At 65.3% G+C, this 16,865-nt stretch carries 14 protein-coding genes; 8 read left to right on the top strand and 6 right to left on the bottom strand.

Annotated features, from left to right (window positions below; all coding sequences use genetic code 11):
- Window positions 1-54 precede the first annotated feature (54 nt).
- Window positions 55-339: a hypothetical protein gene (locus U5771_RS19615; protein WP_044846565.1), complete on the bottom strand. Its 285-nt coding sequence runs from the start codon at window positions 337-339 to the stop codon at window positions 55-57.
- Between the two features lie 481 nt (window positions 340-820).
- Here U5771_RS19615 and U5771_RS19610 point away from each other — a divergent pair, with 481 nt between their 5' ends.
- On the top strand, window positions 821-1,366 hold the full coding sequence (locus U5771_RS19610) for a lecithin retinol acyltransferase family protein (protein WP_322025517.1): 546 nt from the start codon (window positions 821-823) through the stop codon (window positions 1,364-1,366).
- Window positions 1,367-1,408: 42 nt separating this feature from the next.
- Complete coding sequence (locus U5771_RS19605) at window positions 1,409-1,651, top strand: hypothetical protein (protein ID WP_322025516.1); 243 nt, start codon at window positions 1,409-1,411, stop codon at window positions 1,649-1,651.
- A gap of 30 nt (window positions 1,652-1,681) precedes the next feature.
- On the opposite strand, the gene U5771_RS19600 is transcribed toward U5771_RS19605, so the two are convergent.
- On the bottom strand, window positions 1,682-1,900 hold the full coding sequence (locus U5771_RS19600; protein WP_322025515.1) for a hypothetical protein: 219 nt from the start codon (window positions 1,898-1,900) through the stop codon (window positions 1,682-1,684).
- 446 nt (window positions 1,901-2,346) lie between these two features.
- On the opposite strand from U5771_RS19600, the gene U5771_RS19595 reads away from it, so the two are divergent.
- Window positions 2,347-4,443 (top strand): serine/threonine protein kinase, encoded by a 2,097-nt coding sequence (locus U5771_RS19595; protein ID WP_322025514.1) that lies wholly within the window; start codon window positions 2,347-2,349, stop codon window positions 4,441-4,443.
- Between the two features lie 18 nt (window positions 4,444-4,461).
- Here the strand turns inward: U5771_RS19595 and U5771_RS19590 are convergent, their stop codons facing one another.
- Together U5771_RS19590 and U5771_RS19585 are read right to left on the bottom strand one after the other, a co-directional pair.
- Window positions 4,462-4,920 carry a (2Fe-2S)-binding protein gene (locus tag U5771_RS19590; protein ID WP_322025513.1) on the bottom strand — a complete coding sequence of 153 codons (459 nt, stop codon included), beginning with the start codon at window positions 4,918-4,920 and terminating at the stop codon, window positions 4,462-4,464.
- Complete coding sequence (locus U5771_RS19585; protein ID WP_322025512.1) at window positions 4,848-7,232, bottom strand: xanthine dehydrogenase family protein molybdopterin-binding subunit; 2,385 nt, start codon at window positions 7,230-7,232, stop codon at window positions 4,848-4,850. Before U5771_RS19585 ends, U5771_RS19590 begins: the two co-directional genes overlap by 73 nt.
- A gap of 281 nt (window positions 7,233-7,513) precedes the next feature.
- On the opposite strand from U5771_RS19585, the gene U5771_RS19580 reads away from it, so the two are divergent.
- Both U5771_RS19580 and U5771_RS19575 read left to right on the top strand, forming a co-directional pair.
- Entirely contained in the window at window positions 7,514-9,868 is a 2,355-nt protein-coding gene (locus U5771_RS19580; RefSeq protein ID WP_322025511.1) for a hypothetical protein, read from the top strand.
- Between the two features lie 9 nt (window positions 9,869-9,877).
- Window positions 9,878-10,855, top strand: a complete 978-nt coding sequence (locus tag U5771_RS19575; RefSeq protein WP_322025510.1) for an NAD(P)/FAD-dependent oxidoreductase — start codon at window positions 9,878-9,880, stop codon at window positions 10,853-10,855.
- A gap of 163 nt (window positions 10,856-11,018) precedes the next feature.
- On the opposite strand, the gene U5771_RS19570 is transcribed toward U5771_RS19575, so the two are convergent.
- Window positions 11,019-11,279 (bottom strand): hypothetical protein, encoded by a 261-nt coding sequence (locus U5771_RS19570; RefSeq protein ID WP_322025509.1) that lies wholly within the window; start codon window positions 11,277-11,279, stop codon window positions 11,019-11,021.
- A gap of 863 nt (window positions 11,280-12,142) precedes the next feature.
- Entirely contained in the window at window positions 12,143-12,403 is a 261-nt protein-coding gene (locus U5771_RS19565) for a hypothetical protein (RefSeq protein WP_322025508.1), read from the bottom strand.
- A gap of 368 nt (window positions 12,404-12,771) precedes the next feature.
- On the opposite strand from U5771_RS19565, the gene U5771_RS19560 reads away from it, so the two are divergent.
- The 3 genes from U5771_RS19560 (at window position 12,772) to U5771_RS19550 (ending at window position 16,606) form a co-directional block, all read left to right on the top strand.
- Entirely contained in the window at window positions 12,772-14,373 is a 1,602-nt protein-coding gene (locus U5771_RS19560; protein ID WP_322025507.1) for a GMC oxidoreductase, read from the top strand.
- Between the two features lie 327 nt (window positions 14,374-14,700).
- A complete protein-coding gene (locus tag U5771_RS19555; protein WP_322025506.1) occupies window positions 14,701-15,510 on the top strand; it encodes a prohibitin family protein in 810 nt (269 codons plus the stop codon).
- 82 nt (window positions 15,511-15,592) lie between these two features.
- The gene (locus tag U5771_RS19550; RefSeq protein WP_322025505.1) at window positions 15,593-16,606 is read left to right on the top strand and encodes a hypothetical protein; all 1,014 of its coding nucleotides are present in this window, start codon (window positions 15,593-15,595) and stop codon (window positions 16,604-16,606) included.
- Window positions 16,607-16,865: the final 259 nt, after the last annotated feature.

Below are 16,865 nucleotides of genomic sequence, written 5' to 3'. Positions count from 1 at the left end.
GTTGATCCCGAAGCGGGCTTGCGAACCCGGGTTGCCGGTCGACTCGAGCCGGCGCTAGACGAGCCGGTTCCTGCCATCCGCGCCGACCCCGACCACGATGTTCGCGCCGGGCGCCGAGTTCGCGACGTCGATGTTCTGAATCTGGTTGAGGACCTGGTTCGCGTAGAACGTGTTGTACGTCTGATAGAGGTTGACGACCGGCCCGAACGCCGGAGCGGGCGGCGTGTAAGGCTGGATCCAGCCAAATACCCACGGCGCGCCTGCGCCGCGGATGAACGACATCGTCTTGCGGTCGATGTCGCGCTGCATGTGAAGGTCGGTAATGGCGAGCGTGGTCATGATGCGTCTCCGAATGGGGCTTGCCGACGAGCGGGGTACCCGATACGTGCAAACCTCGTGCCATGCGTGACACGACCCGCGTGCGTTGCCTTGCCGCGTGCGCCGATCCGCCGGGCGCCGCACGCGGCAAGGCAACGCGCCATCGACACGCGTTGCTTGCATCCTAGTGCGTCGCGGCCTCGTCCTGCAATGGTTGTACGCGAGCCAACAGTCGGGCCCACGAACGTGGCCGCGAAACCGACACGTGCTCCGGCACATGCAAACGGCTGCCGGGCGCGCCAACTGGTGCTGTCGCACCAACAAAATCTCCGGTGGATGGTTGGCCGCGCGGCGACAGTGCGGAACCCGGTTCGCCGGGCGTTTCCCGCCGAGCCTTGGCGCGACGGGCTGCGGGATTTTGGCACGCTTGATGCAGGTTAGTTGGCAACCGGCCGACCCTTGGGCAACACGGGCGGCCGCCAACCTGCAGACGGAGCCCGTCATGACACGCGACCTTCAACCAGTGAACAGCGCTGCGTCCCGCACGGCGGCTGGCGCTGCGGACGCAATCGCGCATGCGGCCTCGCTGCCCGGCGGCGTCGACGCACTGCCGCTCGGCGCGCACCTGGTTTCCGATCGCGCCGGCTACAGCCATCACGGCATCTACGTCGGCGACGGGCGCGTCGTCCACTACGCGGGGCTTTGTACGTCGCTGCATCGCGGCCCGATCGAGGAAGTCACGTTCGAACGCTTCGCGGCCGGTCACGCGGTTCGCGTCGTGCCGCATCCGCGCGCCACCTATGCGGGGCGCACCGCGGTGCTGCGCGCGCGTTCGCGTCTCGGCGAAAACCGCTACCGCCTGCTGACGAACAACTGCGAGCACCTCTGCACGTGGTGCCTGGAAGGCACGGGCCACAGCGAGCAGGTTCGCACCTGCGTCCTGCATCCGCGGACGGCGGTCCGGTTCGCGCTGGCCGTCTGCCGCGCGTTGCTCGTGGCGCGGCGTGCGGGCGGACGATGCGCGGCAGCCGCCATCGCCGCCGCATGAGCGACGTCCCGACGCGTTCGACATGGTCATCAGGGGGCTCAAATGAACGGAACCGAATCATCGCTTCGCATGCAGGTCGACAAGTGGCTCGCGCCGAGCGCGCGCGTGCCGGCGCGCATCGTGCGCTTCAGCCGCATGGCTGCGCAACGCCGGCGCTTCGTCTGTGTCGAGGCCGTGCATCCGGCCGGCACGATCGCGATCTTCTTCTTTCGTCACGACGACGGCTCATGGTGGGTGTTCCCGCCGGCCGACCGGCGGCCCGCGATGACGGCACGGGCGGCCTGACCGTGCACGCGCGGCCGGGCGGTGTGTCCGTCAGCGCAACAGTGTCGGACGCGCCGGGGATGCCGCCGCTGCGGCCGCCGGGGCACGCGTCGACGCGGCATCGCGGGCGTCGGTGTGCAGACAGGGGAAAGGTTGCGGCGCGAGCATCGTCTGATGCGCACGGACCCTCGCGCCACCGCTGATGGCGGCCATTGCCTGTCGGTCGAGGTCGACGCTTTCGGGAAGATCGTTGATGACGAGCACGCCCATGGTTGGCTCCGCGCAATCGGATGGAAGAAGGGCAGCCATGCAGCATCGTGCGATGCGCCGGCGTACCGGGAATCTGTCCAGTATAGGTTCGCCGCACGACCGCGCGCCCCGGAAAATGAATCGGCAGCGCGGGCGCGCGTGAACCGCGAAAACCTGCAGCCGGTTCGCAATGGATCTGCGTGAATTCTAGTTCCGGCACCGATTGCACAGGGCGTTACCGCAGACTAGTATGATTTGTTAGACATCCTGTCAGAAGGCCCGCGGCTGGTGCGGCGCGCAGCCGAATTCGTCTGACGATGACGTGGCGGCGAGCGCGTGTTCGATGGAGTCCGCTGCATCACCGACCGGTCGCGCTGCATGGGAACGTCATGGAGAGTCCTTGCCCTGGCGGCGCCATGAGGCGCCGAAGCGGGTCGGCAAGCTGAAGCTGAGTAGACGGCATACGAATGATGAGCTTTGCGCAGCTGATTCAGACATTCCAGAGCGGGACGCTGTCGCAGGACGCGTTCTTCTCGGAGATCGACCGGGTGCTGGCGACCGATCAGGTCGATTGCGCGCGGCTGCGCGAAGTGCTCGACCAGACGCAAACCACGCGGCCGCTGTCGGACGATATCTATGCGGAAGTGCTGAAGCGCCTCGAACGGTGTCGTGACCGAACGGCATCCGCGGGCGACGCAACCCGGATCCAGGAGAGTCCGCTTCGGCCGGAGGCGCGTCCAGGCAACCCGCCCGGGCCGTCGGGCGAAGCGATGTCCGTCGACAGCGAGCGCGTGAAAGGCATCGGCGATACGCTGAACGGGCGCTTCGTGCTGGAGGAATGCCTGGGCGTCGGCGGGATGGGTACCGTGTACAAGGCGCTCGACCTGCGCAAGCTGGAGGCGTCGGATCGCAAGCCGCATATCGCGATCAAGGTGCTCAATGTGCAGTTTCGCGGCCAGCCCACCTCGCTGATCGCGCTTCAGCGTGAAGCCCGCAAAGCGCAGACGCTCGCCCATCGCAACATCGTCACCGTCTACGACTTCGATCGGGACGGCCCGCTCGTCTACCTCACGATGGAGTATCTGTCAGGCCGGCCGCTCAGCAAGGTGCTGCGCGCGCCGGACTTCAAGGGCATGCCGCTCGATGCCGCGTTGCCGATCATCGCCGGCATGGGCCAGGCACTGGCCTACGCGCACGAGCGCGGCTTCGTCCACTGCGATTTCAAGCCCGCCAATGTGTTCCTCACCGACCGGGGCGAAGTGAAGGTGATCGACTTCGGGATTGCACGCGCGTTCCAGCGACGCGACGAGGATCCCGACGTGACCGTGTTCGACCCGGCGAGCCTTGGCGGCATCACGCCGGCCTACGCGAGCCCGGAGATGTTCGAGCATCTCGAGCCGGACCCGCGCGACGACGTCTACGCGCTTGCCTGCGTCACCTACGAATTGCTGACCGGACACCATCCGTTCAATCGGCTGTCGGCCAGCCAGGCGCGTCACGACCACTTGCGGCCCGAGCGTCATCCCGGCCTCGATCGCACGCAATGGCGAACCTTGAGCGCCGCGTTGTCGTTCGATCGCGCGGCGCGCACGCCCAGCGTCAACCTGTTCCTGGAAGGCATGGGCGTGCTCAAGCACCCCGTGCGCGCATCGGGCGTACGCGTGGGGGTCGCCGTGGGCGCTTGCACGGTGGCGGCGGTCGCCGTGCTCTGGTACGGCTACCAGGCGCTTACGCGCAGCGGCGACGGGCGCCCCGCCGCGGATACGGTCGCGCACGCGACTGCCGGCGCAGGGAACGGCGCGACGGCGAGCGCCGGTGCCGGCAGCGCGCCCGCGGCCGTCGCGAACGCCGTGCCCGCTGCTGCCAGCGCGCCGCCGCCGGCACCGGCGATCTCGCTGGCAGCCGTGATGGCGGCGCTGGCGCGCATACCGTGTGCGGCGCTGGATGCGTCGGTGCAGGATCACGTGCTGCAGGTGCGCGGTTATGCGGAAGCCGGGGTCGGCATCGGGCGCGTGCGAACCGCGCTCGGCGGCCTGGCGGGCGGGCAAGCGGCCAATCTCGACGTGCGTCCGGTCGATGCCCACGATTGCGAGGTCGTGAGCGCGCTTGCCCCGTACTGGCGGTCGAATCAGGCTTCGTCACACGCCGCGTCGATCCGCACGCGAGCGCCTGACGCGCATCTCGCGGAAGGCAACCCGCTGGTCATCGACATCACGACACCCGCTTACGACTCGTATGTGAACGTTGATTATTACGTGCTGAACGGGCATGTCGTGCATCTCGTGCCAAGCAGCCGCGAACGCGACAACCAGGCCCCGCCGAATTACGCCGCCACGATCGGCAGCATGGGCGAGTGGGTGATCGGCAAGCCTTTCGGGACCGAGTTGATCGTGCTCCTCGTCACGCCCGCGCCGCTGTTCGACGGGCTACGCCCTCCATCCGAGCCGCGCGCCGCCTATCTCGCGGCAATCGATCGGCAATTGAAGCTGTTCGAGGCCAAATACGGAGCGGGGCGCATCGCAGCCGATTTCATCCAGATCACGACGCATGCCAACGACAACTGATCGGCGGATTCGCTCCGGTCAGCGGCCCAGCGCTTCCGCCGCCTGGTGAATGGCCTGGCGGATGCGGGGAAACGTGCCGCACCGGCAGGCGATGTTCTTCATGGCCTCGTCGATCTGGTTGTCGTCGGGGCGAGGGCAGCGCATGAGCAGCGCGGTGGCGGCAATCAGCTGTGCGCTCTGGCAATAGCCGCATTGCACGACGTCGACGGCAAGCCACGCGTTCTTCAGCGCCCGCGCTTCAACGCCGTCCAGCCCTTCGACGGTGGTGATGCGCGCGCCGTTCAGCGTACCGACCGGGAGCTGGCACGCGGGCACGGCCTGATCGTTCAAGAGCACCGTGCAGGCACCGCAGATCCCGACGCCACAGCCGAACTTCGTGCCGGTCAGCTTCCGTTCGCACCGAATCACCCAGAGCAGCGGCGTGTCGGGCTCGCTGTCGAGGTGAGCGGTTTCCCCGTTGATACGGACTGACACCATCGGTCGCCTCCTTGCCCGGGCGGGCTCGGCTTGATGAGCGGCAGGGTGCGTTGACGCACGCCCGTGAGCGCATGCAGCGCGTTCGCCACGGCCGCCGCGATCGGCGGCGTGCCCGCTTCGCCGACACCGTGCGGCTCGGTTCCGCCGGCCACGACTTGCGTGACGATCTCGGGACAAGTCTCCATGTTGACCAGCGGATAGCTGTCGAAATAATGCTGCGAGACTTGCCCGTTCTCGATCGTGATCGCCTGCTCCAGCGCGGCCGACAACCCGAAAATGATGCCGCTTTCCATCTGCTGCTCGACCAGGTTCGGATTCACGGCCAGCCCGCAGTCGATCACGCAGACCACGCGCGTCACGCGAAAGCCGTCGCCTTCCTGCCGGACTTCGGCGACTTGCGCGACCACGCTGCCGAATGATTCGTGCATCGCCATGCCGCGTGCGTGCCGCGCGCCGGTCTTGTCACGCCATGCCGGCGGCGCACGCCAGCCGGATAGCGCGACGAGCGCCCGCAACACGGCCACATGGCGCTGGTGGGCCGGCTGCTTCAGCATGTCGAGGCGAAACTGGATCGGGTCTTTCCGTGCCAGCACCGCCATCTCGTCGATGAAGCTCTCGACGAAGAATGCCTGATGCGAGTGCCCGACGGAGCGCCAGTAGCCAACGGGAACCGGAAGCGCCACCGTATTGTGCTGGACCAGAATGTTCTCGCATTCATAGGGCAGGTCGAATGCGCCTTCCGCCGTGGTGGCGTCGGGCAGCCATTTCGCCGCGACGCTCGGCATGCCGAAGGTGCGCGGCATCGCCTGCGCGCTGACCGACTGGCTCGCCGAGATGCCTTTCCACGCGACCAGCCTGCCGCTCGCATCGATGGCGCCGCTGTATTTCGCCACGCAGGCCGGGCGGTAGAAGTCGTGCGTCATGTCCTGCGGGCGCGACCAGATCGTCTGTACGGGCCGCCCCTTCGCATGGCGCGCGATGGCGGCGGCCTGCGTGATGAAGTCGACCTCGAGCCGCCGGCCGAATGCCCCGCCGATCAATTGCTGGTTCACGACCACCTTGTCTTCGTCCAGGCCGAGCAGCGCGGCGACTGCCTTGCGTGCCACCATCGGCACCTGCGTGCCGCACCAGATCGTTGCCGCGTCGTCCTCGACCCGCACCGTGCAATTCATCGGTTCCAGCGGCCCGTGAGCCAGGTAGGGCACGTCGTACTGCGCGACGAACGGCTTCGCGCGGCCCAGCGCTGCGTCGGCGTCGCCGGCGGCGTAGAACACGTGGCGACCGTCATCGCCGTCGAGGGCACGCGTCAACGCCGTGCGGACATCTTCGGTATTCAGGCCGGCAGCCGCCCCGTGATCCCATGTGACCGGCAACCGGCATAACGTCCGCATGGCGATGAAGGGATTGTCGGCAATGACGGCAACGCCTCCCGTTCCGCCGTTGTATGGCTCGATCCTGAAGATGCCGGTCACGCCTTTCAGGCTGGCGACCCCGGACTGGTCGAAATCCAGCGCCTTTCCGCCGAGTGTCGGGCACATCGTGACGCTCGCATACAGGAGCTTGTCCGGCAGCACGTCGATGCCATAGCGCGCGCTGCCGTCGAGCTTCGAGTGCGCCTCGATGCGACCCAGCCGCTTCCCGACCAGCGTGAATGCTTTCGGGTCCTTCAGATCGACATGGGTCGGGCGCGGCACGTCCTGCGCGAGCTGGACCAGTTCGCCGTACGTCGCCGAGCGTCCCGACCGATGCAGCACGACGCCGGCTTTCGTCTCGCATTCGGCAACGGGCACGTGCCAGAGCTTCGCCGCGGCGCCGCACAACATGATGCGGGCCGTGGCGCCCGCCTCGCGCATGGGACCCCACAGATCGACCATGCTCGTCGATCCGCCCGTGACCATCGAACCCAGATAGCGTGCGCCATGCCGCACCAAAGCCGCCGCGCCGCGTGCGAGCAGGCTGTCATCATCGGCACGAAACGGAAGGCCGTCGGCCAGGGATTCACGGTCCTTGTAGATCGTGTCGAGCGGGGACATGACGATGCGGACCCGCGACCAGTCCGCATCCAGCTCGTCCGCCAGCAGCATGGCCGCGCCGGTGTGGATCCCCTGGCCCATTTCGGATTTGCTCATGACGATCGTCACGTCGTTAGCGGAACTGATCATCACCCAGCCGTTCAGCGGCACGTCGACGCGCGACATCTCCAGCTGCGCGGGTATCTCCAGCCGGTCGTCGGGACGCCACCATGCCCAGCCGACCACCAGCATGCCCGCCGCGCCCGCACTGCCCAGCAGGAAGTTTCTGCGCTTCAACATGATGTGGCCGCCGACATGGGTTGATCGCGTCACATGGCATCCGGCGAATCACGCCACGCGCCTCGACAATTCAATGTTTCAAACACAATCCGGCACTTCATTGCTGCTGCAATCACCTATATTAGTCACTGATCTCGGCAACTGAGAACCTGAATGTGAGGTTCGTTTGAAACAAGCGCTGAAGACGCTGCCTGCCGCGGCCGGATGGAGATGCGTGGCTTCCGGGACGCGAAGCGCATCGCGCCGACGGCTTCGAACGCACCGCCAACCGGAGGTCGTGGATGCTTGCCGATGAGGTTCACGCGTGGCTGCTTGATCTGCCGGCTCCGTGGCGAGAAGCGTTCAAGCGTCACGGTCTCGACCTGTCCGATTCGAGCACGCCCGAGGAGACGGCGCGTCGACTGAGCAGGCCGCTGCCGATCGATTGGGACGATCCCCGCCTTCATGATCTCTGCCCGGCCGCGACGCGCGCGATCGAGCCCGGCGACCCCGCGCGCAGTCTGCTCTATCACATGCTTGCACTGTCCGAGTGCCCGTCGCCGGATGCCGGCGTACGTCTCGAAGCCATCGATATGCTCGAGAACTACATCGATTCGCTGGCGCCGCTGCCGCCCGACTGGCAGGCGCTGGACATCGCGGTGCTGGCTTACCAGTACCGGCCGGCGCGCCGTACCGGACATCAGCAGCATGCGGACCGCGTGTTCTCGCGACTCGGCATTGCACGCAACGGCGACATCGACGCGAGCTATGACGAGCAGACCCGCAGCTTCGTGCCGCACGCGCCGGACGGAATCGAGCATGTCCGCGTGATGCCGGCGCGCTATGGCGCGTTTCTCGTGCGCCGGGTCACCGGCCCCGGCACGCTCGCACTGATCGAGGGCAGGCGAGCGGGCGACCAGCAGCGCACCTTCATCGAACCCGTGCGCAAGCTGTTTCCCGATGAATGCCTGCCCGGGCTCCGGTTGACGTTGCAGTACGGTCACCGCCATGTCGGCGAGAAGCTGAAGCGGGCCGTGGCGGCACGCTGGGGCGTGCGGCCGTCGCCGTCGGGCGATCTGGGCGGCGCGCCGTATGCGATCTGCTGCCAGGACACCGGCGCGGCACCGCCTGCCGGCGCGAGCGCACCGGCAGTCGCGCTGAAGCGTTCGGGCGCAGCCGTGCTGTTGATACCGGCCGCGCGACCGCTGATCGAGCCGGTGAACGCCGCCAACTTCGGGGTGCACGGCTTCGGCGTGCCGGCTCGATGGCGACTGGTGCCGCTCGCCAACCGGCGCTTCACGACGATGCGAATCATCACGAATCTGTGGAAGCTGGTGCTGGCCGCCATCGACGAGGTGCGGCAGCAATATTTTCCGCATTTCGCGCCCGCATGGCTGCGATTTCCCGAACCCCGCAATGCACCGGAATTCATCAACATCCGGCACAAGGCGCGTGAGGACGGCACCTACACGGATATGCGCGCACATCCCGTCGAGCGGCAGGCGTTTCTCGGGGAAGTCGGCAAAGGCGGCTATCACGCGCAGTTGTTTCTGGATCACTGCGCCGAAGGCGTCGTGACGATCCGTATCGGCGAGCTGGCGAAACACGCCGTGCTCCCGGCCTATTCGGTCGTTGCCGCGCCGGATTTCTATCCGTACGCCGACCAGGCGGAACTGCAGCGCTGGTTCACGGACCGGCGGATCGATCCGAAGTCGCAGTTCAGGAGCGGCTCGCCGATATCGCTCAGCGCCGAGCGTCTCCCGGTCAATCCCGATCACATCGATCCGTTCAGCAACACGCAGGCATTTTCGCGGCGTGACGGGACAGTGGCGGTTGCGTTCAGCCTGGCCGCGCGCGCGACGCGAAGGCGGGACAGGGACGTGCAGATGCCGCGCATGACCTCGTTCCTGTCGGACGCGTCGTCGGGTGTCTTTGCGCCCGGCTGGGACGTCACCTACGCGGGTAACCGGCGGGGTATCTTCCTCGCAACCTTCGGGTTGGGCAGCCCGTTCGCCGAAGATATCAAGCTGTGCGCGGCCTCCAACAGTTTCTGGCCCGCCGTGAGTCCCGATGCCTCCAGAACCTTCAATCGGACCGACGCGCCCACCGCGATCCCGATGCTCGACCATGAACTCGGCATGCATCCGGGTCATCCGCTGGTCACGCGCGGCGACGCGTCGAACACGCGGCGCGGATGGGACGGCGAATACGGCCCGTACCTGACACCCGACGGCAACGTGGATTACGCGGACATCGAACGCTCGGACTACGTCGCCAACGCGCTGCACGGCGAGATGCTGTACGGCGCATTCGAACATGTCGATTCGGCCGAGCTGATCCGGCGGATCAGTGCATTGCGCCATGCCGTCGCGGCATGCGACAACGGGCAAACGCCTTCGCATACGAAGCTGTGGCTGGTATCCGCACGGGCACTCTGCAATGCCGACGATTCGGACGCGGCGGACGCGGCGGACGTCGCCGGGCGCTATCGCTTTCTTTTCGTGCTTCCCGCGGATGATGCGACGCCGGCGCAGCACATGCCGGGACGATTGCGCGTGCGCTATGGGGAGGCGATCCGTTGCGACGCGACCGAGGCGCGGGTGATCGGGCACGTGCTGCGCTGCGCACCGGGGCCTGACGCGCTCGCACTTTACTGAGGGCACGCGATGGATGCGTTTGACGTGCTCGTCGTCGGCGACGGGCCTGCCGGATGTGCTGCGGCGATCACTGCCGCGAGAGCGGGCGGCAACGTGTGGATGCTGGGCCGCGGGCATTCGCGCGCGGCGCCGGAATGCATGTCCGGCGCCGCGCTCACGCTGCTCGATCGACTGGCGCCGAAGCTGGCCCGGCAACCGCATACATGGCTCGATGGCCGGGCTGATCCGCAGCGGGGACGTGCGGTCATCCGCGGCCGCCTCGACGACGGCTTGCGCGCCGAAGCGCTGGCTGCAGGCGTTCGCTATTCGCGCGCGCCCGCCGGTGGCCTGGCCGCGCTGGTCGAACACGGAGCGGTCATCGGCGTCACGCACGGCGACGGCGAGGTGGGCGCAAGCATCGTGATCGACGCGACCGGCATCAACGGATGGTTGCGTCGCGCAATTCGGCTCGACGTGGCGACCGACTCCTCGCGGTTCTGGCTTCGCCGCGGCTACGCGCGTGGGCACGGGGCACACGTCGGCACATACTGGGAAATCGCGCGTGGCGGCTGGTTATGGATGAGGGCGACGTCCGCGTTTCAGATCTGGACGTCGCTATCGACGCTGCGCGATGGCGCTATCGCGTGGCCGGTGGACACGGTGCCCGTCGGACCGGTGTGGCGCGAGTGCAGGCGCTGGCACTGCGTGCGACAGACCGCGGGGCCGGGCTATCTCGTGTGCGGCGATGCGGCGGGCTATCTCGACCCCGCGACAGGAGACGGCTTGCGTTTTGCCATCGCTTCCGGCCTGCGCGCGGGCGCAATGGCCGTCGAAGTTTCGCGTCATCCCGATCGGGCGAGCGCGCTGGCCGCGCTGTACTGCGACTGGGTGGCACAAAGCTACGCGCGCAACCGAGCCGTGCTGGCACAGAGTTACACGCACGCGGGGCTGGATATCGGATGGCGCGACGCAGCCCGTCGATCGGACTGCCAGCCGCTCGGCAGTTGATACGGCATGAATCACGGCTGCGCTTTTGCAGATGCAAGGAAGCCCGCCAGGAGACGGAACCCGGCGGGCTTGAAACACCGCGAGGACAACCCCGCGGCGGGCTGGAGAACCTGGCTACGACATTATCGAACACTGCCATCACGGCGAGGCAGCATGGCGAGCCTTACAGGCCCAGCTTCGCGATAACCTGGCCGCCGAGGTTGTTGATCGAGTTGGTCACGCTGGTGAGATCCTGGTGGGTCGATGCATCGACCTGGGTCACGGGGGCCGTGATGGTATTGGGGCTGGCGAACGAGAATCCGCCGCCGGTCGCGATGTTGTTGATGCCAGCGTTCTGGAACACGCTGCCACCGCTGACGGAAGCCATTTCCTTGCGGCTGAGTTCGTGGGTGTGGGACAGGTCGTTGATCGTCAGTGCGGACATGGTAAATCTCCTTGAGTTTGCTGCGGTTTGGAAGAGAGCACGTTTCGTTGCGCTCGCAGCTACAAATGCATGGGGCGTGCCAGCCTCGACTCATGTGCGCGTGAAGGGTGCTTAACCTCATGAAAACAAACGCGATTCCATCTGGTTCACGATGTTTCACCGCGCCCGTCGAGCAAGCTCGACGAACGACGATGTTGGGATCTTCCAAACAATTTCCGTGGCGGCTGTCTTATCTCAGCCAACAGGAAATGGCGCATGGCGCTTGCGATTCGCGTCGCGGGCATCGATGTGCCGCAGTAGCGGCGTGGGTGGGCCTGCGCGAAAAAGTCGCCAACGCGCTTGCGGTCGCGCACGGCACCCGGCAGTTGAGCGACACGCGCTTGCCGCCGGCAAACGCCGACGCGATGGTGCGCCGACGGGCGGGAGCAACCAGACTTGACGCCGGGATCGGAAGTCACATGCTTCGCACAACTGAATTCACCGCGTGCCTGCAGGACGACGGGACGCATCGGGAATACCGCGCCGATGACCAACGACGCATCGATGCAACCACCGCGCAGTTCGACGATGGGTGCCGTGACGCCATCAACCGCGACGAAGTGGAACGGATTCGCGTGCAGGGGAGGGAGGCTGGAAGCGCGTCGGGATCAGCCAGGCCGCCGATGGCGGTGGGCGGTGCTGCCGACGGGGCGTCGGAAAGTCTGCCTGTTGATGCGGGTTGCGTTTCGATCATGCAAGCAAGCCCGCCGAGGGACACGGCCCGGCGGGCTTTGAACGCCGCGAGGACAACCCCGCGGCGGGCTGGAGAACCTGGCTACGACATTATCGAACACTGCCATCACTGCGAGGAAGCATGGCGAGCCTTACAGGCCCAGCTTCGCGATAACCTGGCCGCCGAGGTTGTTGATCGAATTGGTCACGCTGGTGAGATCCAGGTGGGTCGACGCATCGACCTGGGTGACCGGGGCCGTGATGGTATTGGGGCTCGCGAACGAGAATCCGCCGCCGGTCGCGATGTTGTTGACGCCGAAGTTCTGGAACACGCTACCACCGCTGACGGAAGCCATTTCCTTGCGGCTGAGTTCGTGGGCGCGGGACAGGTCGTTGATCATCAGTGCGGACATGATAAATCTCCTAAGTTTGCTGCGGTTTGGAAGAGAGCACTTTTCGTTGCGCTCGCAGCTACAAACGCATGGGGCGTGCCAGCCCGCATCATGCCCGCGCGATGCGCCCTTAACGCACTGAAAACAAAGGGTATTTCATCGGGCCTCCGACAATTCGCCGGGTCCGCCGGGCAAGATCGACGAACGACGATGTCGGGTGTGTCCAAACAATTTCCCGGGAAGTTGTTTCGCTTCATCCAACACCAAGGCGGCCTGACGGGCCACAGCGACTTCGCCCCGTCCGGCATCGCGATGCCGTCGGAGATCCTGCGATTCGTCAGGTTTTTCGCATCGGAACCGTGGCGCACCTGCGTCAGGAGATCGTCGTCATGAGCGCGCTTGAATACGATGTCGTCGTAGTCGGGAGTGGCTTCGGGGGCGCGGTGGCGGCCTGCCGCCTCGCGGAGGCGGGATGGAGGGTGCTGGTGCTGGAGCGTGGTCGCCGCTGGACCCCGGGGACGTATCCGCGCGACGAGGCTGACCCGTGGCTTTGGAACCAGCAGAACCCGCAACGATTCCATGGCTGGGCCGACCTGCGGGTTTTTTCCAATATGTCGGTGGTGGCGGCCGCAGGCGTGGGCGGCGGGTCGCTGATCTACGCCAACGTCTCGGTCGAGGCCAAACCCGACGCCTTTGCGCATGGCTGGCCGCCGGAGATCACGTACGAGGCGCTCAAACCGTATTACCAGCGCGTGGGTTGGATGCTGTCGGTCCAGGAGGTGCCCGACAACCAGATCAGCGAACGCACCCGCTTGTTGCGCGACGCGGCCGACGCCTGCGGTTGGGGCGATCGGTATCGCAAGTTGCCGCTCGCCGTGTCGTTCTCGTCGACCTACGATCCGTCCTTGCCGGGTGCGCGCGACGACCGGCATTCTGTCCGGCACGTCAACGTGCATGGGGTATCGCAAGGCACGTGCGTACACTGCGGCAATTGCGACATCGGATGCCAGGTGTCGGCGAAGAACACCCTCGATCTCAACTATCTGGCCGTGGCCGAGCGCCATGGCGCAACCATCCTTGCGCTGCACGTCGTGCAAAAGCTCGAGCCCCTCGGCCAGGGATGGCGCGTGCATTTCAACGTCATCGATCCCGCCGCGGGCAGTTTCATGCCCGGAACCGTCACGGCGACCCGGGTGATCGTCAGCGCCGGATCGATCGGCAGCACCGAGTTGCTGCTCCGCTGCCGCGACGAGCATCGCACGCTGCCCGATCTATCGCCGCGGCTCGGCTGGGGCTGGGCCTTCAACGGCGACTTCGTGACGCCGGCCTTCTATGGCCACCGGAAGATCTCGCCGTCGCACGGCGTCACCATTTCCGCCGCGATCGACCTGCTCGACGGGACTGCCGACAATGGTCAGTCGTTGTTCGTGGAGGATGGCGGTGTGCCCAATCTTGCGCATGATTTCGTGCGCCGCCATCTGCAGCGCTCGCACCGCAGGGTGATGCGCGCGTTCTGGCGAGCCTTCGCGCGCCATTTCGATTGCGATGACCCGGTCGAGAACATGATGCCCTGGTTCGGCCAGGCGATCGATCCGGGGGACGGGCGCATGCGTCTCGGTCGCTGCTGGTTTGCGCCATGGCGACGCGTGTTGCGGCTCGACTGGTCGTACACCCGATCCCGGGCCGTGGTCGATGCGATGGTCGACACGCACCGCCGCCTGTCGGCTGCCACGGGCGGCGAACCTTTCGTCCCGCCGACATGGAGCGACTTCCACCGGCTGATCACGCCGCATCCGCTCGGTGGTTGCAACATGGGGCTCACGCGCGCGGATGGCGTGGTGAATGCTGACGGACAAGTATTCGGTTACGACGGGCTCTACGTGATGGACGGTGCGACGATCCCGCGTGCGCTCGGGCTGAATCCGTCGCGCACGATCGCCGCGCTGGCCGAGCGCAATGTCGCCGTGTTGCTTGGCCAGGGTTCAGCATAGATGTTCCGGACTGGCGACGGTCGAACTTGCGGTTACAAGGAAAGCGCGGGATCCGCATAGTGCGTGGGAACGCAACGGCAGGCCGCGGGCGCCGGACCGCGCCGCTTTTCTGACGATGCGAGACCTTGCGCGGGTCAAACTTGAAACGAGCGCCGAACGCATCAAGATCGGACCGGACACCTGCGCATACCGTGGGGCGGCTCTGCTTCCGCGAAGGGGCAAGCATTGCAGGAGGCAAACACCTATTGTTCGTCGCAAGACAGCGAGATATTGCTTCGACATGAGCCGTCCACACCAACGCCTCCAAAACCTGATGCGATAACAAAAATGGCTACTCCTGCTTACCCACGTGCAACTGGCATCGCTGTCGGGGTCGTCATCGCCCTGGCGCTCGTCACCGGTGGCTTCGTGATCGTCGGTCCTGGACAGCGTGGCGTGCTCATGACATGGGGGGCGGTGGCGCCCGGGGTGCTGGATCCTGATTTCCATCTGAAAATCCCGTTCGCGCAGTCGGTCGCCAAAATGGACGTCCAGGTTCAAAATTCGCAGGCTGCAGAGACTGCCGCGAGTCTCGATCTACAGGATGTAGCAACGACGGTGGCGACGAACTGGCACATTCTGCCGGCCGATGCAGAGTGGGTATACCAGCACATCGGAAACGAGGCCGCCCTGATCGACAAGATAATCAAGCCAGCGATCAGCAATTCCGTGAAAGCGGTGACCGCTCATTACAACGCCGAAGATTTGATTACACACCGCGATCACGTGCGGGGAGAAATCGAGACACAGATCACGGGCGAGCTCAAGCCATACCGACTTGTCGTCGACTCCGTGAACATCACCGATTTCCATTTCAGCACGCAGTTCGTGCAGGCAATCGAGCAGAAGCAGGTCGCTCAGCAGCGCGCTCAGCAGGCGCAATATGAATTGCAGAAAGCCAAGGTCCTTGCCGATCAAAAGATTGTCGAAGCACGCGCGCAGGCAGAAGCACAAAAACTGCTTCAGCAGACGATCACACCCGAGATCATTCAGCAGCAGGCAGTCGCCAAATGGGATGGTCATTTGCCCGAGGTGACCTCGAGCAGCGGTGTCCTGCCGATGCTGGGCAACCTCGGTGTCCTGAAAGCGGATCGATAGCAAGGGATCGTGCGCGAGGCCACCGATGATCGCTATCAACTTGTCCGGGAAATCGCGGTTACCACGGTAAGGAGCTATCCAAATGGGGCAGTGCCGTCGCATCTATTCGCGCTTCGTCCTCACGGGATCGATCGCCGGTCTGGCAATCCTGGCAGGCCCAGGCCACGCGCACGCCGAGGACAGTCCATCGAGCTTGCCGACCGCGTCCAAGCCATCGGAAAGAACGATCAACGTCTATGCGGTGTATGGCGACGGACGCGCGACCGAGGGGGGCGACATGCATTGGCGCGCCTACGAAGTCGGCTTCGGCGACGTCCTGAACGACTACCTGTCGGTCTACCTCGCGTATGTGAACGAGGGGCATCCCTCGGATCACCACCGTGACGGCTTCGCCGCCCTGGGTTCGTTTCGTTGGCCCGTCGGCAATCGCCTGGCGCTCGAATTGTCGGCGGGGCCGTATTTCAGCATGGACACGACCCATGTCAACAACGAGGTGCGCAATGAAAAGCGATGGGGCGTGCGTGCCTCGGCAGCGGTGCGGTATTACCTCGTTCCCAACCGCTTCTTCCTCAAGCTGCAGTACAACCACGTCCAGATGATCGACGGATTCAATTCCGACACGGTGCTCTTCGGCATCGGCTCGGATTTTGGCGGCGGTCCTGGTCCGGCATTGTCGGACGGCAAGACCCAGGTCAGCGTCTGGGCGGGGACGTCGCAGACGAACCGGCCCCAAGTGCCGATCGAAAAAGGGTATATGGTCGAAGTCAAGCGGCCGCTCGGGAATGCGTGGGCCTATTCGGCGAGCTTCGTCTACGAAGGCAACAATGGCGTCGCCGGCCGAAGAGGTGTGGCGGCGCAATTCTGGTACGTCGCGCCGATCCAGAGCAAATGGACGCTTTCGGCAGGTGCAGGTCCGTATCTCTCGCATGATCGGGACGAGGTCTCGAGCAAAACGAGACTCAATGCCTTGCTCAGCGCGCAGGTGACCTATCAGGTCACGAACGATTGGGCGGCGAGCTTGCGCTTCAATCGTGTCGCAACCGGCAACAACAAGGATCAGGACATGTTCATGGTCGGCCTGGCGCGCAATTTCTAGGGGCTTATTCTCACGCGCAGGCCATTCCATTTTTTTGTGCAATAGCCTGCGGCACGATTGATTGGCGTGGTTTCATCCATGCACCTTGATTGACAGGACAAAGGAACCGGCGGTCCGCGATTGGTAATCGCGACAAGACGCTTGAGCACGGTTGGTTCCGCAACGTGCTCGCGCTGGTGAGGCTGGAGTCAGAATTGTGAATGCAGGCGCGCTACGTTGCCATTTGAGTTGACATAATACGTATAATCAACATTTTTAA

The organism is Burkholderia sp. BCC1977 (genome assembly GCF_905339595.1).
Lineage (GTDB): Bacteria > Pseudomonadota > Gammaproteobacteria > Burkholderiales > Burkholderiaceae > Burkholderia.
Note: the sequence above shows the minus strand (reverse complement) of the source record. Positions and strands in the feature narration are given on the sequence as shown.